Source organism: Methylobacterium marchantiae (assembly GCF_042679825.1).
GTDB classification, from domain to species: Bacteria; Pseudomonadota; Alphaproteobacteria; order Rhizobiales; family Beijerinckiaceae; genus Methylobacterium; species Methylobacterium marchantiae.
In genome coordinates this window covers 12,236-38,919 of sequence record NZ_JBHTND010000023.1, presented here as the reverse complement: position 1 = coordinate 38,919, position 26,684 = coordinate 12,236, and the positions used below count along the sequence as shown (strand labels likewise).

Here is a 26,684-nt window from a genome sequence, read left to right as displayed (position 1 = left end):
GGAGAATTCCCCCGGATGTCCGATCTCCGCCGAGATCCGGATCGGCCGTCGCCCGAGGCGCTGCTCGCCGCGGCGCGCCGGGAAGAGCGCGGCCGGGGGCGGCTGAAGGTCTATCTCGGCGCCGCGCCGGGGGTGGGCAAGACCTACGAGATGCTCACGGTGGCGCGGGCCAAGCGTAAGGCCGGCACCGATGTGGTGATCGGCATCGTCGAGACCCATGGCCGCGCCGAGACGGAGGCCCTGGCGGAGGGGTTCGAGACGATCCCCCGCCGCTCCGTCCCCTATCACGGCACCGAGCTCGGCGAGATGGATCTCGACGCGCTTCTCGCCCGCCGCCCCGCCCTCGCTTTGGTGGACGAACTCGCCCATACCAACGCCCCCGGCAGCCGCCACCCCAAGCGATACCAGGACGTCGAGGAACTGCTCGAAGCCGGGATCGACGTCGACACCACCCTCAACATCCAGCACGTGGAGAGCCTTAACGACGTGGTGGCGCAGATCACGCGCATCCGCGTGCGCGAGACGGTGCCCGACGGCATCCTGGAGCGGGCGGAGGATATCGAGGTCATCGACCTCAATCCCGACGACCTGATCCAGCGCCTCAAGGACGGCAAGGTCTACGTCGCCGGCCATGCCGAGCGGGCGCTCAGGCACTACTTCTCCCGCGGCAACCTCACGGCCCTGCGCGAGCTCGCCCTGCGCCGCACCGCCGACCGGGTCGACGAGGAGCTGCTCACCCACATGCAGGCGAACGCCATCGCGGGCCCCTGGGGAGCCGGCGACCGCATCCTCGTCTGCGTCAGCGAGGACCCGCGCGGAAGCGGCCTCGTCCGCTACGCCAAGCGGCTGGCCGACCGGCTCCACGCACCCTGGATCGCCCTCACCGTGGCAGGACCGCGCGGTGCCGCCCTCGCCGAGGCGGAGCGCGACCGCATCGCCGATACCCTGCGGCTCGCCGACAGGCTCGGCGGCGAGGCGGTGACCATTCCCGGCGGCAGGCGCGTCGCCGACGACATCCTCGCCTATGCCCGCGCGGCGAACGCCAACCACGTCGTCGTCGGCAAGTCGGACCGCTCGCGGCTGTTCGAGATCGTCAACGGCTCGGTGGTGCACGACCTCGTGCGGCGCTCAGGAGCGATCAGCGTCCATGTCATCGCCGGCGAGGCCGTGGAGGACGTCCCCGTGGCCGCCAGGGCCGTGCGGACCGCCCCGCCAGCCCGCCCGATCGCGCCATGGCCCTTCCTCCTCGCCATCTGTGCCGTCGGGATCGCCCTCGGCTTCGGGCTCGCGCTCCAGCCCTTCGTCGGCGTCGAGAACGCCGATCTCGTCCTCCTCACCGCGGTGCTGGCGGTGGCGGTGCGCTACGGGCTGGGCCCGTCCCTCGTCGCGGTGGTGGCGGCCTCGCTCGCCTACAATTTCTTCTTCCTGCCGCCGGTCTACACGCTCACCATCGCGGACCCGACCAACATCGCCGCCTTCTGCCTCTTCACCCTGGTGGCGGTGCTGGTCTCGAACCTCGCCGCGCGCTCGCGCAAGGAGGCGGTGGTATCGCGGGCCCGTGCCCGCGACACCGAGCTCCTCTACGGGTTCAGCCGCAAGCTCGCCGCCTGCGGTACCCTCGACGACGTGCTCTGGGCAACGGCCTTCCAGGCGGCGGCGATGCTCAAGGTCCGTGTGGTGCTGCTGATGCCCGAGGCGGGTTCGGTCACGGTCCGGGCCGGCTACCCGCCGGAGGATTTCCTCGACGAGGCCGACATCGCCGCCGCGCAATGGGCCTTCGACAACGAGCGCCCCGCCGGCCGCGGTGCCGATACCCTGCCCGGCGCGAGGCGGCTGTTCCTGCCCCTGCGAACGGGACGCGGCATCCTCGCGGTGATTGGCCTCGACGCGGACGGGACCGGGCCGCTCCTCACGCCGGAGGGACGGCGCCTCCTCGATTCGCTGTCCGACCAGGGGGCGCTGGCCATCGAACGCGTCCGCCTGGTGGAGGATCTCGACCGGGCCGAGCGGGCCGCCGAGACCGACCGCCTGCGCCAGGCCCTGCTCACCTCGATCTCGCACGACCTGCGCACGCCGCTCGCCGCCATCCTCGGCTCGGCCAGCACTCTGCGCGACCTCGACGAGGCCCTCGACCCGCCCGCCAAGGTCGAGCTCGTCGCCACCGTCATCGACGAGGCGGAGCGGCTGAACCGCTTCATCGTCAACCTCCTCGACATGACGCGGCTGGAGGCGGGCGCCGTGGTGCCGAATGTAGGCCCGCAGGACGTGGCTGAGATCGTCGATACCGCCCTTAGACGGATGGAGAAGATCCTGTCCGGCCACCGGGTCGATCTGGACATCGCCGCGCGCCTGCCGCCACTCAGGCTCGACCCGGTCCTGTTCGAGCAGGTGCTGGTGAATCTCCTCGACAACGCTGCGAAATACGCCACCGAGGGCTCCACCGTGAGCGTGCGCGCCCAGCGGGACGACGGCGCCGTCCGGATCCAGGTCATCGACGAGGGCGAAGGTCTGCCGCCGGAGGATCTGGAGCGGATCTTCGACAGTTTCTACCGCGTCCGGAAGGGCGACCGCGTGCGGGCCGGGACCGGTCTGGGGCTGGCGATCTCCCGTGGCTTCATCGATGCCATGGGCGGCCGTATCGAGGCGGCCAACCGCACCGACCGGAGCGGCGCCGTCTTCACCCTGCACCTGCCGGTTCCCGCACCGGAACACGACCCGAGGCACGGGCCGGAGCTTGCCGCATGAGCCTGACCATCCTCGTCATCGACGACGAGCCGCCCATCCGCCGGTTGCTGCGCATGGGCCTGACCACGCAGGGCTACACCATCGTCGAGGCCCCCAACGGCCGGACCGCCCTCGACCTCCTCGGGCGCGAGCGGGTGGACCTCGCCATCCTCGATCTCGGCCTGCCCGACATGCGCGGGCACGACCTCCTGCGCGCCATCCGCGAGCGACATCGCGACCTGCCGGTCCTCGTCCTGTCGAGCCGCGACGACGAGCCGGGCAAGGTCGAAGCCCTCGATCTCGGCGCCGACGATTACGTGACGAAACCCTTCGGCATGGGCGAACTCCTCGCCCGCATCCGCACGGCCCTGCGCCACCAGCTCGCCCAGCAGGGCGAGCTGCCGGTCTTCCAGGTCGACGGATTGAGCGTCGACCTCGTTCGCCGGATCGTGCGGGTGAACGGTGCCGAGGTGAAGCTCACGCCGCGCGAATACGACTTCCTGCGGGTGTTCGTGCAGCATGCGGGCAAGGCCTTGACCCATTCGCAGCTGATGAGCGCGGTCTCTGCCTCGTCAGACCCGCAATACCTGAGGGTCTACATCCGCAGCCTGCGCCAGAAGCTGGAGGCGGACCCGGAGCGGCCGCGCATCCTCCTCACCGAGACGGGGGTCGGCTACAGGATGCGGGCGCCTGAGGATGCGGGACGCGATTCCGTTCGGTGACCGTGTCCGGGGCGCTGCCACCCGGTTTGTCCGCGCCGGATCCGAGGCGGAACTCGATCCGTTCCGCCGACAGAGGCACCGCCTCGGGCCGGCAGGGCGTCTCGCCGGCGGCGTAATGGACCGCGTCCCGGCAGCTCCGGAACAGGCCGCCGCCGAGACCATGGATCTCCACCGCGACCCAGCGCCCCTGGCGGTCCTGCCCGACGATGAAGCTATGAGGCGGAGGCGGCGCGGCCGCGATCTGGGGGAGGGAGAGCTGAAGGGCTCGGGGCATGGCCTGTCTTGGGTTCGCGCGATCCGATGCGAGGACCGCGCCGGAAACCTGGGCCGTTCCGCCTAAAGGATCGAGCAGCAACGGACTGGTTTCGCGTGAGGATCTCGTGAGGAAGTGGCGCCCTCACGGGACGCTCGGTGCCGCACGATCGGATGGGACATTGCACCGCCCCCGGTACGCGCAAGGGTCCGCGAGACCAAAGCGGGACGACGCCGTTATCCCCCCATGATGATGGACACGCCGCGTCTCGGTTTCTGCTGCACCTTCGTGCTCGAAGGGGACCCCGCCCGTTTCAAGACGCTGAAGGCCGCCCGCGAGGCGACGCTCCACATGAACCTGTCGCACACCACCATGAGCCATCTCGACGGGCTCGCGCCCTCCGCGAGGCGGGCGAAGCTCGAGGGGATCGCCCGGCACAATCTCGCGGCGCTGGAGCGTCAGATAGCCTGGGTCGCGGCCCGGCCGCCGCTGGAGCGGCTCCTGCGGATCGCCAGCAACGTCCTGCCCGGCTACACCCACCACGTGGCCCGCGGGATCTATGCCGAACCCGATGTGGTGGACCTCGTCGAGACTGGTCTGGCGCGGATCGGCGAGGGCGCGCGGGACAGTGGGGTCCGCCTCAGCTTTCACCCCGGGCCGTTCTGCGTCATCGCCTCGCGCAACCCGAATGCCGAGCGGAAGGGGATCAAGGAACTCGAATACCATGCCGCGCTGATGGCGATGATGGGCTACGGCGCCGGTTGGCATCCGCATGGCGCCCATATCAACATCCATGTCGGTGCCCGCGACCCCGGCATCGCAGGCTTCCGGGACAGCCTGCCGAAGCTCTCACGTACGGCGCGCGATCTCCTGACGGTGGAGAACGACGAGAACGCCTTCGGCCTCGATACGGTCCTGGAGCTGGCGGACCACGTTCCTGTGGTCCTCGACCTGCATCATCACTGGGTCCAGAGCGGCGGCTCCTATATCGAGCCCGACGTTCCCCGGATCGCCCGCATCCGCGAATCCTGGCGCGGGACCCGCCCGATCGCCAATGTCAGCCTCTCGCGCGAGGCGTTGCTGGAAGGGCACGACCCGGACCGGCTGCCCGACTACGCGGCGCTGGTCGCCGCCGGCCACAATTGGCGGGACATCGCCGCTCATTCGCAGCTGATGGGCAACCGGGCCCTCAACGCCCTGGTGGCCTGTCACCTCGCCTGGGCGGATTTCGAGATCGAGGCGAAGGGAAAGAACCTGGCCTCCACCGGGATCGCGGCCGAGATCGGCCGAGGCAGGAATTCCGATCCGGCACGCGGCGGCGGGGTCTCCGACGCGGCCGCGTGACGGGCGAATCGCGCGTCATGCGACGGATCCTGCCTCTCCCGGAGATGTGCCAGACCGCATCCGGAGAGTGGCGCAGAAAGCGCACATGCCCATGTCGATCGCCCTCGATCCGCCAGTGGACGAAACCGCTCGTCTTCGCCCAGCTTTGACCATGATCGACGTTGCTATGGGCCATGGCGCACACCATCTCGCACCCGGTTGCTGGGTCGGGACTTTCGGCGCATGAACCGGCAGATCTCGGCTGTTCTGTCCGAACGAGACGAAGACGGGCGGGAAGAGCTCTGTGGACCACGACGACACTAGCGCGGGCATCGAGACGGACCGGCGGGCGGCCCTCGCGCGCTACGGCATTCTCGACACCGAGAGCGAGGCCGATTTCGACGATATCGTTAAGGCGGCGTCGGCGGCCTGCGACATGCCGATCTCCCTGATCTCCCTGCTCGACGGCGACCGGCAATGGTTCAAGGCCGAGACCGGGTTCGGCCAGCGCGAAACGCCGCTCACCTCCTCCATCTGCGCCCATGCGGTCCACGAGGGGGACCCCGTGTTCGTGATCCCCGACACGACCCGGGACGAGCGGACCGCCGCCAATCCCCTCGTCACCGGTGCCGAGCATGTGCGCTTCTACGCGGGCGTGCCGCTGCAGACGGCGGAGGGCATCCCCCTCGGTACGCTCTGCGTCCTCGACACCAAGCCGAACAGTCTGAATCCGGCACAGATCCTCATCCTGCGGACGCTTGCGAGGCAGGTGATGGCCCTGCTCGACCTGCGCCGCGCCCTTCGGGAGCAGCGCGAGGGCGACCGGCTCAACAAGGCGATCCTCGAGAGCGCGGTCGATTACGGCATCATCTCCATGGACCTGTCCGGACGGGTGACGAGCTGGAACACGGGTGCGGAGCGGGTCCTCGGCTGGTCCGAGGCGGAGATGTGCGGCGAGCTCGCCCATATCTTCTTCACGCAGGATGACGTCGAGAACGGCCTTCCCGAGCAGGAGATGGGGGCCGCGCTGCTGCATGGCCGCGCCAGCGACGAGCGCTGGCACAGGCGCAAGGACGGCGCCCTGTTCTGGGGCCTCGGCGAGATGATGCCGCTTTTGAACGAGGACGATCGTCCGGAGGGGTTCATCAAGATCCTGCGGGACCGCACGGAACAGCGCCTCGCGAGCCAGAAGCAGCGCACCGACGCCGAATTCATGCGCAGCGTCCTCGCCTCCTCCGGTGACTGCATCAAGGTGCTCGACCTCGACAGCCGGCTGACCTTCATGAGCGAAGGTGGGATGCGCGTGATGGAGGTCAGCGACTTCAACGCGATCAAGGGCTGCCCCTGGCCGGATTTCTGGCATGATCAGGGCAATGCCGACGCCCTGGCGGCCATCGAGGCAGCCAAGGCCGGAGGCATTGGGCACTTTCAGGGTGTCGCCGATACGATGGCGGGAAACCCGCGCTGGTGGGACGTGCAGGTCACGCCGATCCTTGATGCCGAGGGCCGCCCCGAGCGGCTGCTCTCGGTCTCCCGCGACATCACCGTCCAGAAGACCGCCGAGCAGTTGATAAGCGCCAGCGAGATGCGCTGGCGTGGCCTGTTCACCAGCATGCAGGAGGGGTTCTTCCTCGGCGAACTCATCCGCGACGAGGCGGGGCGGGTCTGCGACTACCGGTTCCTGGAGATCAATCCGGCCTTCGCCCGGCAATCGGGCCTGCCCGAGGACGCCGTTGGCCGGACCATCCGCGACCTCGTGCCGGATATCGAGGATTGGCTGATCGAGACCTATGCCGATGTCGTCGAGACTGGCGAGCCGACCCTCTTCGAGATCACCGTGCCGGGCCTCGCCCGGACCTTCGAGGTCCGCGCGGGCCACGAGAGCGGTCAGCGATTCAGCTGCCTCTTCCTCGACGTCACCGAACGGACTCGGAGCGAGACCCGCCGCATTGCCATCGCGGAACTCGGCGACCGCCTCCGCCACCTCGGCGATCCGGTCGAGATCTCCTTCGCCGCGGCCGAGATCCTGGGCCGCACCCTCGGCCTGTCCCATGCCGGCTACGGCGCCGTGGACCAAGAGCGCGAGACCATCCTCGTCGGGCGCGGCTGGTCGGCGCCCGGCCTTCCCCGCATCGACGGACTTCACCAGTTCCGCGAATACGGTTCCTATATCGACGCGCTGAAGACCGGGGAGGTCGTCCTGATCGAGGATGCCGCCGAGGATCCGCTCACTAGGGCGGATGCGGCCTCGCTCGCCGCCATCAGCACACGGTCCCTCGTCAACCTGCCCGTCATGGAGCACGGGCGGTTCGTGGCCCTGTTCTACATCGTGAAGGACGTCCCCCATGCCTGGACGCCCGAGGAGATCGGCTTCGTCCGCAACGTCGCCGACCGGACCCGCGCGGCGATCGCGCGGATCGAGGCGGAGGCGCAGCAGCGCGTGCTCAATCTCGAACTCAGTCATCGCATGAAGAACATGCTGGCGATGGTGCAATCCATCGCCACGCAGACCATGCGCAACGCCACCGATATCGCCACCGCCAAGGACGTGCTGGCCGGGCGCCTGATCGCCCTCGGCAAGTCGCACGACCTGCTGCTGGGCGGGTCGCTCGGCGATACGCCCCTGAAGACCCTGATCGAGAGTGCCCTGGAAGCTCACAAGGACAAGCCGGACCGGTTCTCGCTTCGTGGGCCGGCCCTCAATGTCGGCGCCAAGGCGGCGATGTCGCTGGCCCTCATCCTCCACGAACTCGCCACCAACGCCGCCAAATACGGTGCACTCTCCACCGACGAGGGCGGCGTCACCATCGTCTGGGAGATTCGGAGAAACGAGGGTGACGGCAGCGATCAGGTGCTGCTGCGCTGGGTCGAGGCCGGGGGGCCGCCGGTGACGCCGCCGACCCGCACGGGGTTCGGCACGCGCCTGATCGGACGTGGCCTCGCCGGCAATTTCGGCGGCGAAGTCTCTCTCGACTATCGCACGTCCGGTGTGGTCTGCACCCTCGAAGCCTCGCTGAAGGGCCTTCAGGCCGTGGATACCCCGCCCGACTTCCGCTAGGCGACGGCCCGGAGGCGGATGCCGCATTTCGCGAAAATCCGATGACCAGCAAGTTTTAGCTCGACTGGACCGGCTTCAATCCGCCCGGATATGCGTCGGACCGGAATCCTTGGAGCCGAGCGTGCAGCCGCAGGGGAACGCTCTGGCGCCGGAATCGGACCGCTGCGGGATCGCCTCGCAGGTGAGGAGATGCTGAAGCAGCGCCTCCATCTGCTCCTTCCGATACGGTTTCTGCATCACCGGCACGCTCCGATAGGCCGGCTCCACGCCGACATGGCCGTAACCGGTCGCGAATAGGAACGGGATGCAGCGTTCGAACAGGATGTCGGCCACGGGATAGCTGCGTGCCTCGCCGAGATTGACGTCGAGAACGGCCAAGTCGAACTCGGTCGCCTGCAGATGCTTCAGGGCCTGATCCAGACGCATGGCGACGACGACCTCACAGCCGAGATCGAGCAGCATGTCCTCGGCGAGCATCGCCACCAGGCTCTCATCCTCCACCAGCAAGACGCGGCGTCCCATCATGATGCTCATGCGGCAGGACGCCCCGCCACGATGTCCTGCCCATGCCATCCCAAGGCGGTCAGCGGAATCTCGAGCCGGCAGACGACCCCCGTCGGCGCGAAGTCGATCGCGGCGCTGCCGTCGAACTCCAGCGGAAGCTGCCGCTCGATCAGGCGCGAGCCGAAACCCTTCCGCGTCGGCGGAGTCACTTCCGGGCCGCCCGTCTCCGTCCAGGTGAGGGAGAGCTGTTCGCGCCCCTCCACATCGGCCAGCGTCCACGCCACCGCCACCCGTCCGTCGGGAACCGAGAGGGCGCCGTATTTGGCGGCGTTGGTCATCAGCTCGTGCAGGGCCATCGCCAGCGTCACCGCCACCTTCGGGTGCAGCCTGGTATCCGCCCCGGCGAGCTCGAACCGCGTCGCGTCGGCCTCCGCGAGCGCATGGGGCGCGATCGCGCGCTCGACGACGCCGACGAGGCTGGCGCTTTCCCAGTTGGCTTCCGTCAGGACGTTGTGGGCGTTGGACAGTGCCGTCACGCGGGCGTCGAACACGGCGCGGGCCTGCTGGTCGGCGACGTTGCGGAAGGTCTGCGCCGCGATGGACTGGACGGTGGCCAGCGTGTTCTTCACCCGATGGTTCAACTCGTTGGTCAGCAGCCTCTGCCGCTCGGCCGCCGCCTTCTCCTCGGTGATGTCGCGGACTTCGATGATCGTGCCGATGATCTTGGCCGTATCGTCCCGGATCGGGCTCGCGGTGAAGCCGACCGGATAGAAATGCCCGTCCTTGTGGACGAACACTTCCTCGCCGCGCTCCTGGTTGTTCTCGGGGAAGGCGCGGTCGATGGCGCATTCCTCCAGCGGAAACGGCCGTCCGTCGGGATAGGTGTGGTGGACGATGTCGTGCAGCGGGCAGTCGCGCGCGAGCACCTCGCCGACGCTGAACCCGGTGAGCAGCTCGGCGGCGCGGTTCATGTAGACGCAGTGCTGTCGGTCATCCATCAGGAAGATCGCCACCGACGCATTGTTGAGCACCGCGTTCAGGCGGCGCTCGGTCTCATGCAACTGCGACCCGCGGCGCAGGGTCGGCAAGGAGGTCGATGCGTCGGTGGAGGATTGAAAAGGCGGCCGGGTCGGCACGAAACGGGCTTTCTGCGAGGAATGGGTAGGGACCCGATGATGCACCGCAACAGCTTAACGGGTCCCGCACGGTCAGGTAAGACGAGGGCAGCCAATCTCCGATACTCGCGAAGATCGACAGGCGAAAGTCCAGGTTGAAGGCGTTTGTTCCGCTTCCGCCGCGCGATGATGCGGATGCCGCTGAAAGAGGACGCGCCCGCACGGGCCGGGCCATGTCGGGACTTCCCCTTCCGACGGCGATGTCCCGCTGCCAAACCGGTCTTCGAGCCGGCGTCCAAATTCGGCGGCCGAGTCGGACGTCGAGGCGAGCATCGGGTCGGACGCCATGCCGCAAGCCGGAGCCGGGATTACGGTCTTGATCGGTCGGACATGCGCCCGAGTTCGGAAGGCATGCCAAACTCTCCCGTTGCCAGACCGGACATCGCAGATCCTGTCGCCGGTGTTCCCCCCGCGATCGTCTGCCTGCACTTTCTCGGCGGAAGCGCCCGCGAATGGGAGCCCATCGCCGCCCGGCTCGACGGGGTCGCTCGCGTCGTCGCCCTCGACCTGCCGGGTTTCGGCGACGCGGCCGAAACGTCCGGCTACACCGTCGAGGCCATGGCCGATCACGTGGCCGGTCGGATCGCCGCCGCCGGATTGGGAGGACGATGGTATCTCGCCGGCCACAGCATGGGCGCGAAGGTCGCCCTGGCCCTCGCGCGCCGCGCCGAGGACGGGGCAGCGGATCTGGCGGGTCTCGCCGGGCTGCTGCTGCTCGGCGGGTCGCCCCCGAGCCCCGAGCCGATGTCCGACGACAAGCGCCGGGAGATGATGGGCTGGATCTCCGCCGACGCGGCGACCCGCTTTGCAAAGGCGGCGGAGTTCATCGACCGGAATACCGGCGCTCCTCTCGCCGAACCCCTGCGGAGCGGCGCGATCGAGGACGTGCTTCGTGCCTCCCCCGCCGCCTGGACGGCTTGGCTGAACCACGGATCGCGGGAGGATTGGAGCCACCGGATCGGGATTCTGCGCATTCCGGCCGTGGTGGTCGGCGGGACGGAGGATGCCGATCTCGGTGCCGCCGCCCAGCGAGCTCTGACCCTGCCGCATCTGACCCATGGCCGGCTCGTGGCCCTGGAAGGCGCCGGGCATTTGCTGCCGCTGGAGCGGCCGGAGGCCGTGGCCGGCCTCATCGCGGGCCTCGTCGCCGGCGAGCCGCTTACGAAATCCGAGGCGCCGAAGGTGTCGGAGCCCTATCGCGCGCTGATCGAATCCGGCCGGGTGAACACGCGCCTGCGCGAGGCGCTCCTCGCCCGCGCCGAGCCCGACGACGCGGCCTACCAGCCCGGATGTCTCGATCCGGTCGAACTCGCGCTGCTTCGCGCCGTGGTGGACAGGGTGCTGCCGCAGGAAAGCATCGGCCGGATCGATATCGCGGCGCGTATCGAGGCCCGGCTCGCCGCCGGGGCGGGTGACGGCTGGCGCTTCGCCAAGCTTCCGGCCGATTCCCAGGCTTGCCGCGCGGCCCTGCGCACCCTTGATGCCGCCGCGCGATCCGTCCATGGATCACCCTTCCTCGGCCTCGACGTCGCCGCGCAGGACGCGCTCCTGACGGGGGTTGCGTCCGGCGAGCCCTTCTACCCCGACAGGCCGGAGGATGGGCTCGATGCCGAGCAGATGAGCCTGTGGTTCGAGGATCTGCGCGGCGATGTCGTGCGGACCTATCTCGCCCATCCCGCGAGCCTCGCCCGGATCGGCTTTTCCGGGATCGGCGCTGGCGGCGCCGATGTCCAGCGCCTGCCCGGCTTCGAGCGGGTCGGGATCGGCGAGTCGGAACCGTGGGAGCCCGTGGCGCTCGGGACGGACGGACGATGAAGCTCGACGCGATGCGTCGCTACGCAACCACCGACAGCGTCGATGTCGTCGTCATCGGCACGGGAGCCGGCGGCGCGCCGGTGCTCGCCCGCCTCGCGGCCGCGGGACTCAAGGTCGTCGCCCTGGAGGCGGGGCCGAACTTCGATCCGGCGCGTTTCGCCTTCGACGAGACCCTCGCCGACGAGATCTACTGGACCGAGGAGCGCCTCAGCGGCGGCTCGACCCCGGAGGCCTTCGGCGCCAACAACAGCGGCACCGGATTGGGCGGCTCGACCCTGCATTGGGGCGCCTTCACCCCGCGCGCGGACCGGCGCGACTTGCTTCTCCATACCGAGACCGGGATGGGCGTCGACTGGCCGATCGATTACGACGCGCTGTTGCCGTTCTACGAGCGCGTCGAGGCCTTCATCGGCGTCTCCGGCCCCGCCGACTACCCGTGGGACCCGGACCGTCATTATCCGCTGCCGCCGGTCCCCCGCAACGCGCCGGCTCAGGTGATGGCCATGGCCTGCGACAGGCTCGGCATCCGCACGACGGATTCGCCGGCGGCCGTGGTCTCGCGCGACTTTTCCCAGGAGGGCGGCGGCCTTCGCCGGGCTTGCATCAATTGCGGCTATTGCCATCAGGGCTGCCGGAACGGCGCCAAGACCAGCATGGACGTCACCTATCTGCCGCAGGCGGTGGCCGACGGCGCCGAGATCCGCCCGGATTGCCGGGTGCACGGGCTCGAGCGCGACCGCGAGGGTCGGATCACGTCGGTGATCTACCGGCACGGGGGCATCGATCATCGCCAGCGTTGCGGCGCCGTCTTTCTCAGTGCCGGAGCCGTGGAGACGCCGCGGCTCCTCCTCCATCTCGGGCTCGCCAATGGCAGCGGCCAGGTCGGCCGCAACTACATGGGCCACGTGGCGACCCAGGTCTGGGGCACGTTCGAGCCCGAGATGCGGATGAACCGCGGCTATCCCTCCTCGCTCATCAGCGAGGACATGATCCGACCGGGCGATGCCGATTTCGCCGGCGGCTACCTCATGCAGAGCCTCGGCGTCGAACCGCTGACCTGGGGCAACTCGGTGGCGCGCGGGCGCGGCCTATGGGGTCGGGCCCTCGTCGACCATCTCGATCGCTACAACCACATGGCCGGCATCGGGATCAACGGCGAGACCCTGCCTTGCGATGCCAACGTGCTGAGGCTCGCCGACGAGACCGACGCGCTCGGGATGCGCAAGGCGCGGATAGATTTCGGCTATTCCGCGAACGAGGACAGACTCAACGCTCACGCGACCCGGACCATAAAGGCCATCTGGGAGGCGGCGGGCGCCACCGACATCTGGGTGCTCGACCGTGTCGCCCACACGATCGGGACCTGCCGGATGGGAAGGAGCGGCGACAGCGCGGTGGTCGATCCCTACGGACGCAGCTTCGAGATCCCGAACCTCTGGATCAGCGACGGATCGACCTTCCCGAGTTCGCTGGCCGCCAACCCGGCGCTGACCATCATGGCGCTCGCCCTGCGCTCGGCCGAGGCGTTCCTCGGGCATCGCGCCTGAGGGATGCGCGCCTCACCGGTGGGAACGACGCCGGGTCTGCCCGGTTGGATTCCCACAGGACAAGGAACGGATTTCAAACGCCATGACCATCAAGGTATCCAGCAAGACCGCCCGCGAGGGCGCCCATGGCGAGATCAGTCTCACCAAAGGCGAGAAGGTCGCCCTGCGGATGTGGCGCCAGGAGCCGCCGACCGAGGACAAGCCGAGCGCCAGCCGGCCCTACGAGACGGTGGGCTACGTGATCTCCGGCCGCGCGGAACTCGTGCTCGCCGGCGAGACGGTGACGCTGGAGCCGGGCGATTCCTGGCTCGTGCCGGCCGGTGCCGACCACACCTACAAGATCCTCGAAGACTTCACCGCAGTGGAAGCGACCGCGCCGCCAGCGGCATAGTCCGCCGGTCGCGGCTGGATACGGGAAGGGCCGGATCGACGACGATCCGGCCCTTCTTCGTGAGTGCTCCGGAGCGACGGTTCAGGCGCCGCCCCACTGCATGGTCAGGCCGCCATCCACCACCAGGGTGTGCCCGGTGACGTAATCGGCGTCGTCGGAGGCGAGGTAGAGGATGGCCTTGGCGATCTCGTCCGGCTGGCCGGCCCGGTGCCACGGGATGTGCGCCAGGGAATTCTCGAGCTTGTCCGGGTTCTCGAATCGGTCGCTGGTCATCGGAGTCTCGATGAGGCCGGGGGCGACGTTGTTGACGTTGATCCTGTCCTCGGCGAGCTCCCGCGACAGGCTGCGGCAGAGGGAGCCGACGCCGGCCTTCGACATGCCGTAGGGGGCGCTCTCCGGCGTCGGCAGGTGCTGGGCCACCGACGAGACGATGACGATCTTGCCGCGTCCGCCATTGGCCCGGCGGACCTTGATGAAGGCGCGGGCGCAGAAGACCGGCCCCATCAGGTTGACGCGCAGGATCTGTTCGAGCTTGCCGTCGTCCATCTCGGCGACGGGCATGCCGCTCATGGCCTGCCCGGCATTGTTGATCAGGATGTCGAGGACACCGAACTCCTCGGCTACCCGCTCGAAAGTGGCCTCGACGGAGGCCGGGTCGCCGACATCGTTCTGGATCACGAGGCATTTGCGCCCCGCCGCCTCGACGCGGCGCGTCGTCTCCCGCGCGCCCTCCGCATCGGTATTGTAGGTGATCGCGACATCCGCGCCCTCGCGCGCGAACAACTCGGCCGCCGCCTGGCCGATCCCGGAATCCGCGCCGGTGATGAGCGCGCGCTTGCCCTGCAATTTCATGCCTGTCCCATCTGTGAGAGAAGGGGGCGCGGCCATGGCCCGGCCGGCGATCACCCGAGATCTTTAGGAAAATGGGTTGCGCGAAACGCGGTTCCCGGGGTGCGGCATCGGCGGGAAGGGCGGTGTCCCGCTCGTCTTCAGGTGATCACGCTGGGCTCGCTGCGGCCCGTCATGCCGGCGATGTCGGCGATCTCGCGCGCTGCCCGGATCACCGGGGCGAGGACGCTGTCCGGCGCCAGGTCGAGGCGGTCGGGAGCGTTCTCGTAACGCTCGATATAGACCCTCAGGGTCGCGCCCGCCGTGCCGGTGCCGGAGAGCCGGTAGACCACGCGGGCATCCTCGGCGAAGCTGATGCGGATGCCCTGCTGCGCCGTCACGGAGCCGTCGACCGGATCGACGTAGCGGAAATCGTCGGCCGCGGAGACCGTGAGATCGCCGATCCGGCGACCGGGGAGGCTCTCGATCTGCCCGCGCAAGCCATCCATCAGACGGTTGGCGCTCTCGGACTCGATCTCCTCGTAATCGTGGCGGGTATAGTAGTCGCGCCCGAACGTGGCCCAGTGCTCGCGCACGACGGCATCGGCGCGCTTGCCCGTCGCCGCCAGGACGTTCAGCCACAGCAGCACCGCCCAGAGCCCGTCCTTCTCGCGGACATGGTTAGAGCCGGTGCCGGCGCTCTCCTCGCCGCAGAGGGTGATGAGCCCGGCATCCAGCAGGGTCCCGAAGAACTTCCAGCCGGTCGGGGTCTCGTAGGCGGGAATGCCGAGGGAGGCGGCGACCCGGTCGGCCGCGCGGCTCGTGGGCATCGAGCGCGCGATGCCCGCCAGGCCGGCGGCGTAGCCCGGCGCGCGATGGGCGTGGGCGGCCAGGATCGCGAGGCTGTCGCTTGGGGTGACGAAGAGGCCGGGTGCCACGATCATATTGCGGTCGCCGTCCCCGTCCGAGGCCGCGCCGAAATCCGGCGCGTCCGCGCTCAGCATCAGCGCGTAGAGGTCATGGGCATGGACCGGGTTGGGATCGGGATGGTGGCCGCCGAAATCCTCCTCCGGTGTGCCGTTCACCACCGTGCCGGCGGGAGCGCCCAGCGCCTGTTCGAGGATCGCCACGGCGTAGGGGCCGGTCACCGCGCTCATGGCGTCGAACCGCATGCGGAAGCCGGAGGCGAAGAGGCGGGCGATCGCGTCGAAATCGACGAGTTCCCGCATCAGCGCCGCGTAATCCGCCACGGGATCGATGATGGCGACGACCATGCCGTCGATCCGCGCCTCGCCGACCGTGTCGAGGTCGAGGTCGGGCGCCTCCGCGATCCGGTACTCGGTGAGCGTCCGCGTGCGCGCATGGATGGCGGCGGTGATGGATTCGGGCGCCGGCCCGCCATTGGCGGTGTTGAACTTGATCCCGAAATCCCCGTCCGGGCCGCCGGGATTGTGGCTCGCCGACAGGACGATGCCGCCGATCGCCCCGTGCTTGCGGATGACGCAGGAGGCCGCCGGGGTGGAGAGGAGGCCGCCCTTGCCGACGAGGACGCGCGCGAAGCCGTTGGCGGCGGCGAGTTTCAGGGTCTTCTGCACCACCTCGCGGTTGAGGAAGCGCCCATCGCCGCCCACGACCAGGGTCGATCCCTCCCGGTCGGGGATGGTATCGAAGATGGATTGGACGAAATTCTCGACGTAATGAGGCTGTTGGAAGACCGGTACTTTCTTGCGAAGGCCCGACGTGCCCGGCTTCTGATCGGAGAACGGCGAAGTCGGCACGTGCCTCGGTGTCATTCGCAAAAGCCCTTCATCATCGGCCGGGACAACACAACGGCCGGTCCATCCCGGTCAACCGTGTGGAGCACATCTCGGCCGCGCTCGGGCAGGAATCTCGCAGAATCGCGACCGAGCGATCCGTGTCAGACCTTGGCCCGCGACGCGACGCCTTCCGAGAACGAGACCGTCAGGACGATCCGTCCGGTCTCGTCGGCGATCTCGAAGGAGCGGTCCAGAGCATCGCTCAAGGTCGACCCACCGACGAGGGCATCGGCGACGATCTGCTTTACGCTGATCATGACGTCGTCGCGAAGGTCGCCCATGGACTCGAACTCGTCTCCTTCCAGGTCGTGATGGAGACCGTCGGCATCCCGCAGGTTCAGGAAGTAGCGTGGCATACCGTTCTCCTTCCGCGGCAAACCTCGTTCCCGGTATGGCCTACGCCTTCCGAACCAGCGAAGAAACCGCGAACCGCAGGTGCTTGAACGGCGCGTTCGAAGCCGCAAGCGGTTCGAGCTCAAGCCCCTCCGAGACTCATCGAGATTCGCGGCGATCGGTTCCCGTCGCGATATCGGACCGGCCACGCCACGACGCCAGGCGGTGCCTCCGACGGATCACGCGAGCGAAACGGCCAACGTGAAGCCGCGCAGGTCTCATGAAAGGTTGCCGTAGGAATCGGCCCTGCACGGCTGGGATCCCGATGCCTACGGCATGTCCTATATGCCGGAATGCTCTCCCACGCGAAGATAGCCGGGTCTGAACTCGGCGAGGGATTTTAGCCTTGCCCAGTCGAGGATCTTGAGATTCTTGCCTCTCAGCTCGATCAATCCTCTGCGCCGCAATTCCTGCAGCGACCGGTTCACGTGCACCGTGGTCATCCCCGTCGTGTCGGCGAGCTCGTGCTGGGTCATGGGGAGATCGCAACTGTCTTCCGTCGCCAAGCCGACCGCACGAAGCCGTGTGAGCAGCTCGCAGAAGAGGTGCGCGATCCGTTCGAGGGCCGACCGGCAGCCGATATTCACCAGCCATTCCCGCAAGGTCGACTCGTCGATCAGGGCCGAAATCCGCATCGCACGAGCGACTGCCGGATGGTTCGCGATGATCTCCTGCAAAGCCGTTGAGCTGATGCGCGCGACCTTGCAGGCAGAGAGGGTCGCGATCGTATGATCCAGCCGGTTCAACAAGGTGATCTCGAGATCGCAGGTGTCGCCGGGCACGAGATAGGCCGTGATCTGGCGCGCACCATTGGTGCGCTGCTTGAACCGGCATCCGATCCCTTCGGTGATCAGGACGATGTCACTGATGGCATCGCCTTCGCGCGCGAGATTTGTGCGGGCGGCGACATCGCGCGCGCTCGCTGCAATCCGATGAAGGACGTCCCTGTCAGTCTCGCTCAAGACCACGAAATTCTCAAGCTTACGGATGAGCGGATTAAACGAAGCGCCCTCAATATTCGATACTCTATGTCGCGACACTGTCTTAATACTCTATGCGGTAATCATCGAACGGCATCGGAGAAGCGCTCCGGGCAGTAGCTTTTGCAGCAGACGCTTCCGACCGAAAGGTCCCATGCCGATCTTTATCGTCCAAAGGACGCCTTTGACCTGTGAAAAATGATTATCTTTTGTAAAACACTCCGATCGGGTTGCGTCCGACCGGTCAAGAATCCCGTGTTTCAACAACGATGTCCTCGACATATCGTGAAGAGGCACACCTTCTCTGCTTCCGCCCGGACATCCGGTTTCAGAGCGACCGTTCGCCATGCGGAAAGCACGCCGGGAGGGCCCGAATGCGGTGACGCGCGAAATGGATGAGGCATCGGACCCAACGACGTTTGACGCTGCCACTGGAACGATCGGTCCGCACGTACTCGTTCGCATGTGAGCCTCCCCGGCAAAAGGATGGCCGCTCCGACGACACATAGCCGCCAGTAGATGACCAGTACGCCGATCAGCGAAGGCGAGTAAGGCTTCCTACGATCTTCGTACGATATCCAACGTTCGATGCCAAAAACGTCGTCGGTTGCCGAAAGTTCGATCCGATCGTTCGATAACGTACATCGCCGGCAAGAATACCGCTCGCAACGCGATATCCGACAAGGTCTCAATCCGGGAGAGCGCCATTCGTGATCAGGCGGCGGTACTCTGCCTCCGGTACGCCGTAACTATCGCCGGCAACGATCCGAAGCTTCTCGCGATTCACGATCTCGATGAAGGATCGACGCGCCCTGATCAGGCCGGCGCCTTCGAGAACATGGATCGTCGTCGTGACGCCGGGACGATGAACACCAAGCATGATCGAGAGAAATTCATGGGTGATGGGAAACTCATCGCCATCCACCCGGTCGTGGCACATAAGGAGCCAGCGCGCCAACCGTTCCTCCAACGTATAGCTGCCATGCGACAATGCCGTATATGCCATATGAAGTTGAAAGACATGAGCATATCGGAGCATCACCTTGCGGAATGCCGGAATCTGCTCGAGGGCCCTGAAAAACGCGGCTTTGCCGATACGCAAAGCTTCACCTTCTATCTGGATGAAGGTTTCGTGCGGCGTGGAATCGACATCGAACAGGAGCGGCAGACCGGCCGCACCCTCATGTCCGACAATGCCGACCTCGATGCGCTTTCCCTCCGGCGTGCCGACCACGACCGAGGCGACCCCACGCTCCAAGAAATACACGTGGGTCAGCGGCTGCTCCGGCTGGACGAGGACGTCCTTGCGCCCGAGTGCCACCGGCTCGATAGCGGACTGGATCGCGGCATAATCGTCGGAGCGCAGGACAGACAGCAGGCCGTTGCGCACGTATCTTTTGGATGGAACCAGCATGTAATTGCCCCGGAGCGACGACGTTTCAGCTTTTCCACCGCTCGTCGACTGTCGCGATTTCGATATAGCATAAATGAACAAAGTGTGGTGCAAACAAAAGAAGCGACTATCCTTTGGTCGTCATCGACGAAGATGGACGTCAATGTACCATTTCGTACATCCCATTGCCTTAGTTTTTGTCTCCGATCGTATCGCATGATGCATCGAACTGTCGGTCTTCGATCGGAAGACGGGGGTCGCGTCAACCGTTCCATCGTTTCGTATTCGGGCGAATGGAGACGAGCCCCCTGGCGATCGACATCCCGGGCGTGGTCAAGTCCCCGATCATGAAAATCGGCACGGGGGAGGCTGGCCGCCATATAGAAGCATCGTATTTCCGGCGTAGCCAACAGGCTCGATTGTCGCCGAGCGTACATTGACGCCCTCTTTTATTGATTTTGTTTTCCGCGTCATCGGGGGTAGGGTGAAGAAGCCATCCGAAAGATTCCGGGCCTCGGATGTTTGAGAGAGTTTTCCTCCCGCCTGCAGACAGGCGGAGATCATGAAACACGATCTCGATCAGGGCGCAGTCAGGAATCGGCTTCTCACGACTTTGACGGCAGCGGAATTCGCGCTTCTCGCGCCCGATCTCAAGCGGGTCTCGCTAGAGCAGGGTTACGTCGTCCAGGAGCCGCTCCAGCCGATCCCCCATGTGTTCTTTCCGGAGCCGGGCGTGGTGTCGGTCGTGGCGCGGACGTCGGCGGGCGAACGGCTCGAGGCCGGCGTCATCGGCCCGGAAGGAATGACGGGCCTCGCCATCATCCATGGCATCGATCGTTCGCCGAACGAGATCTTCGTCCAGATTCCGTGCCGGGCCTGGCGCATCGAGACCGGACGGCTTCTCGCCGCCATCGCCGAAAGTACCAGCCTGCAGAATCATCTCCTGCGCTTCGCCCATGCCTTCTCGGTGCAGGTCGCGCAGACCGTCATCTGCAATGGCCGATTCACGATCGACGAGCGACTCGCACGCTGGCTGCTGATGTGCCACGACCGCTCGGATCGCGAGGATCTCCCTCTCACCCACGAATTCGTCTCCCTGATGCTCGGGATCAGGCGCTCCGGCACGACGATGGGACTGCAGCGTCTGATCCGGGCCGGTGGCGTCACGGCCAAGCGCGGGATCATCGGCATTCGCGACCGTGGCGTGCTGATCGAGGCGGCGGGGGACACCTATGGATTGCCCGAAGCCGAGTACGAACGCGTCATGCATTATCGTTAGGGCGGCATCGTCAGTTCGGGGGCGCGATCCGGTTCGCCTTCTGGCAGAAAAGTTGCGTGGTTCCGCGACGGCATGGGGTGTCGGAATGCGAGGTCGCCGGATCGAATGGCCGAGGGCCGCCCCTACGGACGGGGCCGTCTCACCTTGGGCTGTTCCCAATTCAAGGGCTTTACAATAAGCGTGGCGGTCGAAAGCGACCAGGAATCGTTCGGTTGAAAGATCAGGCATCGATCAATTTCTGGTAGCGCGCCGACCTATCGAAGATGGAGATCGAAGTGCCTAATTTCGTCAAGGCCATTGTCATGACATTGGTCGCGTTTTTTTCGGTCTATTATTTGACGGAAAGCACAACGATTTCGCTCTCCCTCTCGCTCATCCCTCTCGTCCTCGGGTTCGTCGGCGTGATGCATGGGCTCGCCTATAGCTTTGCCGCGATGTGCCTGATCTGCGCTGTGGCATGGTCGGTCTCGCCTCCGGAAACGAAGACGATGGTCCGGAGCGAGGTCGACAAGACGGGGTTCAAGATCACCGCCAAGTAAGTTCTCGCAAGCGGGTTTTTGCGGGAGGCCTTGCCGCTTCGATATTCCGCGATGGCCGACCCTGCCCATCGCGAGGTCTCCCGCCGCCGCTGACATTTCCAGCACTTTGGTGCCGTCGGCGATTGATCTGACCGCGGCGTTGACGGCATGCCGGTCGGCACGGTGCCGGCGATGGTTCGCTGCGGACGGGGAAGGCGGGGGGCACGGCGGCCATGAATCTCCTGATCGTCGACGATCATCCGCTCTTCCGCGATGCGCTGGCCAGCGCCATCGGATCGGCCTTTCCCGAATCGGCAATCCTCGAAGCCGACGGTATCGTCGGCGCCATGGCGATCCTGGCGGCCGATCGCACCATCGATCTCGTCCTTCTGGATCTCACGATGCAGGGCGTCGTCGGCTTCGACGGCCTCGTCTCGATCCGCTCGCGTTTCCCCCGCGTGCCGATCCTCGTCGTGTCCGGTCTCGAGGATCCGCGCATCATGCGCGAGGCGCTCCAGCACGGGGCCGCCGGCTTCGTGCCCAAGGCCGTCGACAAGGCGACGCTGACCCGGGCCATCGCCGACGTGCTCGGCGGAGGCCTGTCGGTGCCCGCTGCCCTCTCGGGTCCCGGGGCGAGCCTCGCCGCCCCCGCGACCAGGCTCGCGGAGCGCATCGCCCGGCTGACGCCGCAGCAATTGCGCGTGCTGCTGATGATCCGGCAGGGGAAGCTCAACAAGCAGATCGCGCACGAGCTTCAGGTCGGTGATTCCACCGTGAAGGCCCATGTCTCCGAAATCCTGCGCAAGCTCGACGTCATCAGCCGGACCCAGATCGTGATCCAGACCGCGCTGCTCGATTTCGACCGGATTCAGACCTCCGGAACCGGTTCAGCTGCGCGCCCGGACCTCTGAAACCGACGCCCGTCGATCACGGGAAATTGCCTGGGCAATCTCCGCCGCAGAGGGCAGAACGGCCTGCATGAGCACCCGGGACGGATGCCAGCGCGTCATCGAAGGGGGCGGAGCCGCCGAGCTCGGCGCTACCTCCAAGGCGGCGCCCCCCTCGGGTTCAGCTCTCAGGACACATTCAGGAAGCCATAGGCTTTCTACCGGTTCGGCGCGCGGCCATCATCTGGTGGGCCTCTCGTCGGATGTAGCTTCGAAAGGATGACGATGACGATTCGAATCATGTCGGTAGTCGCGTTGGTGGCCGGTTCCATCTGCATCGGCGGCGCGGTCCAAGCCGCCCCCCTGGCTGCTGCCCCGATGACGGGCGTGGTTGAGAACGGCCTCGTGACGAAAGTCGCGGGCTATTGCGGCCTGGGATACTACCCCGACCGCTTCACCGGCCGCTGCCGTGGCAACGGCTCCCTGGGTTACGGAGCGCGCCGGGCCTACGGACGGCCATACGTCCGTCCTTATGGGCGTCCCTACTATCGTGCGGCTCCGCGCCCCTTCTACCGCGGCTACTGATCCGGAATGGTCGGCCGATCCTCTTCGACATGCCTGTCTTCCAATGAAATGAGGTCGATCGTGAAGCGTTCGATGACAAGATTCCTGTTCGTCCTCGGGGTCGTCGGCGGACTTGCCGGCGTTCAGGCCACAGCGGCCTCGGCGGCCCTGGCCGGTAAGCTCGGCAGCTGTCGTACGGACGGTGTGGCGAAGGGATTGAAGGGCGACGATCTCAAGACCTTCATGAAGACCTGCAAGGTCGACGCCCGCAAGGCCTGTATCGATGAGGCGAAAGCGGCCAAGACGGCCAAGCCCGACATGCACACCTACCTGAAGACGTGCATGCGCGGCTGAACGACGGGCCGGAGCGGGTGACGCGCTCGCTCCGCCATCACGCGCCTGAACGCGGCATCAGTCTCGGAAGCGCCAGACGCTGCTGCGCTTGATCTCCGCATCCTCCAGGGAGCGGCTCACGGGGACCTCGTAGGTCGCCAGGATGTCGAGCCGGTCCCGCGGCAGATACGAGCGGCCGGGATCGCCGATGAGGATGGTGGCGCCCTGCCCGTGCAGGGCCGCCAGCCAGCCGGTGACGCGGGCCGCCACGTCCCGTTCGTAGAAGATGTCGGCGACGAGGATCACCGTGGCGCCGAGATCGGCCGGCCGCGAGCCGATGAGATCGTCGAGGACGGGCGTGATCCGCCCGCCGACGCCGTTGGCCTCGGCATTGAGGCCGATGGCGGCGATGGCGAAAGCGTCGAGGTCGCTGGCCGTCGCATGGGTCGCGCCGGCGAGAAGCGCGGCGATCGCCACCAGACCGGAACCGGACGCGAAATCCAGGACGCGCTGCCCGGCCACAAAGTCCGGCTGGTCGAGGATGTGGCGGGCCAGGGCCTGTCCGCCGGCCCAGGCGAAGGCCCAGAACGGCGGCGGCAGGCCGATCGCGTCGAGTTCATCCTCGGTCTTCTGCCAGAGATCGGTGGCCTCGTCGGCGACATGCAGCACGATTTCCGGCGCGTGGGGCACGGGCAGCAGCCGAGTATTGGCACGGATGAAGGCAAGGGGATCGACCGATTGCGTCACGCGCGGATCAACTCCGCGTAGATGCCGGCCACCGCCTCGGTCACGGCCTCCTCGGTGAACCCGCCCTCGACGATGCGCTGGCGTGCGGCCCCGCCCATGCGCGCGGTCAGGAGAGGGTCGGCGGCGAGGCGGACCATCGCGGCGGCGAGCGCCGGCGCATCGTCGGCCGGGACCAGCAAACCCTCGATCCCGTCACGAACCAACGTCCGGCAGCCGGGCACGTCGGTGGTGAGGATGGCGCGCCCGCAGGAGGCCGCCTCCAGCAGCGTGCGCGGCAGGCCCTCGCCGCCTCGAGAGGGCAGGCATCCCACATGGTGCTCCGCCCAGACGCGCGTCACGTCGCGGGTCGGGCCGTGCCAGGCGACGCCGTCGCGGCTCCACCCCCGCAGCGTCTCCTCGGGGATCGCCCGCCGGTTCGACGCATCGGGCGCGCCGTAGAGGGAAAGTTCCACGGCCGTACCCTGCGCGCGCGCCAGGCGCAGAGCCTCCACCGCCGTATCGATGCCCTTCGACCAGAGCATCCGTGCCACGATGGCGATGCGCAGGGGAGGGGAGGGCGGCTGCGTCGCCGAAGGAAACAGGGCGGGATCGATTCCGGCCCCGCCGACGATGGTGACCGTCGTATCGGCCGGGTCGAGGCCGAGGGCCCGTGCGTCGTCCGGGTTCTCGAACAGGAAGCGGGTCTTCTTCGAGGCGAGGGGACCGCGGATCAGCTGGCGCAGGCCGAGCCGGGCCATGCGCCCGGTGACGTCGCTGCGTGCGCCCATCAGGCCGAGCCCAGTCAGGGCGTAGATTCGGGCCGGGATGCCGGCCATCGCCGCCGCCGTGCCGCCGACGAGGATCGAGCGGAGCGCGATGCAATGGACGATGTCGGCCTTGAGCCCCTTCAGGATCGCCGCGAGCTGGCCCGCCGCATAGCCCGCCGCCATGGGGTTGAGGCTGGAGCGCTCGGCTTCGAGTTCGACCACCCGGGCGCCGGTCGCCTCGATTACCGCGCGATGCGCACGCACGCGGGTCACCACCGCCACGGACAATCCCATGGCCACGGCCGCCCGCGCCATCGGCAGGAAATGCGAGGCGAAGAACCAATCCTCGGTGACGACGAAGACGAGCCGATTCGTCGGTGCGGGCGAGGGCGGGGACAGCGTGACCATGGACGGCGCTGTAGCACGCCGCTGCCCGAGGCGGACCAGGACGGGTCGAGCGGAATGGAAGCGGCGAGACATCGCGCCGCCGGGTGGGGCCGGAACGTGCGCCGGGCCCGGCCGGTTGACCGTTCCCAGAACCGAAGGGAGGCGCAGGATGGCGGTGGATCGCGATGAGGACGGTGTCGTCGCCGATCCGCGGGATGCCGCCGCCGAGGCGGGCCTCGCCTATGTCGATGCCGATCGGCCGGGGCTGACGCGCCGCAAGAGCGGCACCGGGTTCTCCTATCGCGATCCAAAGGGGGCGCCCGTGCGCGACCCCAAGGTCCTCCGGCGCATCCGGTCCCTGGCGATCCCGCCGGCCTATACCGACGTCTGGATCTGCTCCCGCGCCAACGGCCACATCCAAGCCACGGGACGGGACGCCAAAGGGCGCAAGCAGTACCGCTACCACCCCGATTTCCGGCAGGCTCGCGACTCGACGAAGTTCGAGCACATCATGGCCTTCGCCGAAGCACTGCCCGGCATCCGTGCACGGGTCGACAAGGACATGAGCCTGCGCGGCCTGTCCCGCGACAAGGTGCTCGCCACCGTCGTCCACCTGCTGGAAGCGACGCTCATCCGCGTCGGCAACGACGATTATGCCCGCACCAACAAGAGCTACGGGCTCACCACCCTGCGCGACCCTCACGTGACGGTCGAGGGCGCCGAACTGACGTTCCGGTTCAAGGGCAAGAGCGGCAAGATGTGGAACCTGTCGGTGAAAGACCGGCGTGTGGCCCGGATCGTGAAGTCCTGCCAGGACCTGCCCGGGCAGGAGCTGTTCCAGTATCTCGACGACGAAGGCCAGCGGCGGGACGTCACCTCGGCCGACGTCAACGCCTACCTGCGCGAGATCACCGGCCGGGACATCACCGCCAAGGATTTCCGGACCTGGGCCGGCACCGTGCTCGCGGCCCTCGCCCTCCAGGAATTCGAGGCGTTCGACAGCGAGGCCAAGGCCAAGAAGAACCTACGTGCGGCCATCGAGAGCGTGGCCTCGCGCCTCGGCAACACGCCGACCATCTGCCGCAAGTGCTACATCCACCCAGAGGTCCTCGACGGCTACCTGGAGGGGGCATTGCTGCTCCAGGTCACGGACGCGGTGGAGGACGAGCTGCGCGAGGACATGGCCCGGCTGAAACCCGAGGAGGCCGCGGTCCTTGGGCTGCTGAGGGCCCGTCTCGAACAGGCGAAGGGTCGGGTTGCGACCAAGCGCAAAATTTCGACCGAGACGAAAGCCAAGGCGGCCGGGAAGGCGGCGGCGCGCAAGCCACGCTCCCGATCGGCGAAGTCTGAGGCCCTGGCGGCGGCGTAGACCGGGGCCTGCGCGCCGCCTCCCGGTCGGGCTCGCCGCGTCAGGCGGCGATGGCTACCTTGCCGGCGTTGGACGCGCGGAAGGTATGCGTGTCCCGGCGCAGGGCAATCGTATCCTGACCGGTCTCGATCAGCGCGAATCCCGCATCGGTCAGGACACGCCCGAGGGAGGCGGCATCGCTCGGCTTCATGCTGTCGCTCTCGTAGACCACGAGCTTGGCCGACAATTTGGCGAAATCGAACTGTGAGAGGATATCGTAGTCGAACCCCTCCGCATCGACGGCGATGATATCGGGATCGTCGGTCGTCGAACGGGCGAGAAGCTCGTCCACGGTGATGCAATTGACCTCGTCCGAGCGGATGTAGGCATCGATGTTCGGAATCTGGTCGCCCGATTTCAGGATCTGCTCGCGGGATAGGGTTCCGACGCCGCAGGCCCATCCCGGAAGCCGACCGCTGCTGCAATCCAGCGTATACATGGTCATAGTTCCGGCCTGCCGCGCGATAGCGCATCGGAGGAAGGTCATCCCGCCGAAACCGGCATAGGTGTTGCGCAAGGCCCGGTGATAATTGGTCTGCGGTTCGACGAATGTGCCTTCGATCCTGTGCGAGAAGATCGCGAGATTGAGCGGGTCGGAATAATAACCGTCATTGGCCCCGATCTGGAGAAACGTCTTCGCACCATCGTTGACGATGATGCTGTCGATCATCCGCTCGATCTCGCGCGGTTTATACTTGCCGATCCGATGGGCGAAATGACGAAGGGTGGATTTCTGCCGGCCGGTAAGCTTGCGTGACATGATGGATCTGATCATCGCACCCTCCGAGTCTCGCCGATCAACTTTCATTGATGGAACCGCTCTAATGGACAATGCATCAATGGCGTTCGACTGCAAAGACGTACTGGATACTGAGTGAGCCGATGATTAATT

23 protein-coding genes are annotated in these 26,684 nt (G+C 67.0%); 13 read left to right on the top strand and 10 right to left on the bottom strand.

Translation table 11 applies throughout. From position 1 onward, the window contains the following. Positions 1–15 precede the first annotated feature (15 nt). From ACFQ4G_RS16080 to ACFQ4G_RS16065, 4 genes are all read left to right on the top strand, one after another. Positions 16–2,745, top strand: a complete 2,730-nt coding sequence (locus tag ACFQ4G_RS16080) for a sensor histidine kinase (RefSeq protein WP_238207181.1) — start codon at positions 16–18, stop codon at positions 2,743–2,745. Continuing rightward, entirely contained in the window at positions 2,742–3,446 is a 705-nt protein-coding gene (locus ACFQ4G_RS16075) for a response regulator transcription factor (protein ID WP_238207179.1), read from the top strand. Before ACFQ4G_RS16080 ends, ACFQ4G_RS16075 begins: the two co-directional genes overlap by 4 nt. Positions 3,447–3,945: 499 nt before the next feature. After that, positions 3,946–5,043 (top strand): UV damage endonuclease UvsE, encoded by a 1,098-nt coding sequence (locus ACFQ4G_RS16070; protein ID WP_238207177.1) that lies wholly within the window; start codon positions 3,946–3,948, stop codon positions 5,041–5,043. Between the two features lie 283 nt (positions 5,044–5,326). Beyond that, the gene (locus ACFQ4G_RS16065) at positions 5,327–8,080 is read left to right on the top strand and encodes a PAS domain-containing protein (RefSeq protein WP_238207176.1); all 2,754 of its coding nucleotides are present in this window, start codon (positions 5,327–5,329) and stop codon (positions 8,078–8,080) included. A 75-nt stretch (positions 8,081–8,155) separates the two neighbouring features. On the opposite strand, the gene ACFQ4G_RS16060 is transcribed toward ACFQ4G_RS16065, so the two are convergent. Next, positions 8,156–8,614, bottom strand: coding sequence for a response regulator (locus ACFQ4G_RS16060; protein WP_238207175.1), 459 nt, complete (start codon positions 8,612–8,614; stop codon positions 8,156–8,158). Further along, the gene (locus tag ACFQ4G_RS16055) at positions 8,611–9,672 is read right to left on the bottom strand and encodes a sensor histidine kinase (RefSeq protein ID WP_379040587.1); all 1,062 of its coding nucleotides are present in this window, start codon (positions 9,670–9,672) and stop codon (positions 8,611–8,613) included. The genes ACFQ4G_RS16060 and ACFQ4G_RS16055 overlap by 4 nt, the downstream gene beginning before the upstream one ends. Positions 9,673–10,110: 438 nt before the next feature. Here ACFQ4G_RS16055 and ACFQ4G_RS16050 point away from each other — a divergent pair, with 438 nt between their 5' ends. From ACFQ4G_RS16050 to ACFQ4G_RS16040, 3 genes are all read left to right on the top strand, one after another. Then, positions 10,111–11,574, top strand: a complete 1,464-nt coding sequence (locus tag ACFQ4G_RS16050; RefSeq protein ID WP_238207170.1) for an alpha/beta hydrolase — start codon at positions 10,111–10,113, stop codon at positions 11,572–11,574. Further along, complete coding sequence (locus ACFQ4G_RS16045; protein ID WP_238207168.1) at positions 11,571–13,121, top strand: GMC family oxidoreductase; 1,551 nt, start codon at positions 11,571–11,573, stop codon at positions 13,119–13,121. The genes ACFQ4G_RS16050 and ACFQ4G_RS16045 overlap by 4 nt, the downstream gene beginning before the upstream one ends. Before the next feature lie 82 nt (positions 13,122–13,203). Beyond that, positions 13,204–13,512, top strand: coding sequence for a cupin domain-containing protein (locus ACFQ4G_RS16040; protein WP_238207166.1), 309 nt, complete (start codon positions 13,204–13,206; stop codon positions 13,510–13,512). Positions 13,513–13,593: 81 nt separating this feature from the next. Here ACFQ4G_RS16040 and ACFQ4G_RS16035 read toward each other — a convergent pair whose 3' ends face one another. The 5 genes from ACFQ4G_RS16035 to ACFQ4G_RS16015 form a co-directional block, all read right to left on the bottom strand. Then, a complete protein-coding gene (locus ACFQ4G_RS16035; RefSeq protein ID WP_238207164.1) occupies positions 13,594–14,364 on the bottom strand; it encodes an SDR family NAD(P)-dependent oxidoreductase in 771 nt (256 codons plus the stop codon). Positions 14,365–14,501: 137 nt separating this feature from the next. Further along, on the bottom strand, positions 14,502–16,133 hold the full coding sequence (locus ACFQ4G_RS16030; RefSeq protein WP_238207163.1) for an alpha-D-glucose phosphate-specific phosphoglucomutase: 1,632 nt from the start codon (positions 16,131–16,133) through the stop codon (positions 14,502–14,504). Positions 16,134–16,258: 125 nt separating this feature from the next. Further along, positions 16,259–16,513, bottom strand: coding sequence for a DUF6894 family protein (locus ACFQ4G_RS16025; RefSeq protein WP_238207161.1), 255 nt, complete (start codon positions 16,511–16,513; stop codon positions 16,259–16,261). A 318-nt stretch (positions 16,514–16,831) separates the two neighbouring features. After that, entirely contained in the window at positions 16,832–17,590 is a 759-nt protein-coding gene (locus tag ACFQ4G_RS16020; protein ID WP_379040583.1) for a Crp/Fnr family transcriptional regulator, read from the bottom strand. A 628-nt stretch (positions 17,591–18,218) separates the two neighbouring features. Beyond that, entirely contained in the window at positions 18,219–18,944 is a 726-nt protein-coding gene (locus tag ACFQ4G_RS16015; RefSeq protein ID WP_238207157.1) for a Crp/Fnr family transcriptional regulator, read from the bottom strand. Between the two features lie 541 nt (positions 18,945–19,485). Here ACFQ4G_RS16015 and ACFQ4G_RS16010 point away from each other — a divergent pair. The 5 genes from ACFQ4G_RS16010 (at position 19,486) to ACFQ4G_RS15990 (ending at position 22,525) form a co-directional block, all read left to right on the top strand. Next, complete coding sequence (locus ACFQ4G_RS16010) at positions 19,486–20,202, top strand: Crp/Fnr family transcriptional regulator (protein WP_238207155.1); 717 nt, start codon at positions 19,486–19,488, stop codon at positions 20,200–20,202. 263 nt (positions 20,203–20,465) lie between these two features. Next, a complete protein-coding gene (locus tag ACFQ4G_RS16005) occupies positions 20,466–20,741 on the top strand; it encodes a hypothetical protein (RefSeq protein WP_238207153.1) in 276 nt (91 codons plus the stop codon). A 212-nt stretch (positions 20,742–20,953) separates the two neighbouring features. Beyond that, a complete protein-coding gene (locus ACFQ4G_RS16000; protein WP_238207151.1) occupies positions 20,954–21,631 on the top strand; it encodes a response regulator in 678 nt (225 codons plus the stop codon). A 276-nt stretch (positions 21,632–21,907) separates the two neighbouring features. Beyond that, positions 21,908–22,192 (top strand): hypothetical protein, encoded by a 285-nt coding sequence (locus ACFQ4G_RS15995; RefSeq protein WP_238207149.1) that lies wholly within the window; start codon positions 21,908–21,910, stop codon positions 22,190–22,192. Between the two features lie 72 nt (positions 22,193–22,264). After that, complete coding sequence (locus tag ACFQ4G_RS15990) at positions 22,265–22,525, top strand: PsiF family protein (protein WP_238207147.1); 261 nt, start codon at positions 22,265–22,267, stop codon at positions 22,523–22,525. A 57-nt stretch (positions 22,526–22,582) separates the two neighbouring features. Here the strand turns inward: ACFQ4G_RS15990 and ACFQ4G_RS15985 are convergent, their stop codons facing one another. Continuing rightward, entirely contained in the window at positions 22,583–23,251 is a 669-nt protein-coding gene (locus tag ACFQ4G_RS15985) for a class I SAM-dependent methyltransferase (protein ID WP_238207145.1), read from the bottom strand. Further along, positions 23,248–24,405: a glycosyltransferase family 4 protein gene (locus tag ACFQ4G_RS15980; RefSeq protein ID WP_238207143.1), complete on the bottom strand. Its 1,158-nt coding sequence runs from the start codon at positions 24,403–24,405 to the stop codon at positions 23,248–23,250. The genes ACFQ4G_RS15985 and ACFQ4G_RS15980 overlap by 4 nt, the downstream gene beginning before the upstream one ends. 148 nt (positions 24,406–24,553) lie before the next feature. Here ACFQ4G_RS15980 and ACFQ4G_RS15975 point away from each other — a divergent pair, with 148 nt between their 5' ends. Beyond that, complete coding sequence (locus ACFQ4G_RS15975; RefSeq protein WP_238207141.1) at positions 24,554–25,753, top strand: DNA topoisomerase IB; 1,200 nt, start codon at positions 24,554–24,556, stop codon at positions 25,751–25,753. A gap of 40 nt (positions 25,754–25,793) precedes the next feature. Here ACFQ4G_RS15975 and ACFQ4G_RS15970 read toward each other — a convergent pair whose 3' ends face one another. After that, the gene (locus ACFQ4G_RS15970; RefSeq protein ID WP_238207139.1) at positions 25,794–26,552 is read right to left on the bottom strand and encodes an FkbM family methyltransferase; all 759 of its coding nucleotides are present in this window, start codon (positions 26,550–26,552) and stop codon (positions 25,794–25,796) included. Positions 26,553–26,684: the final 132 nt, after the last annotated feature.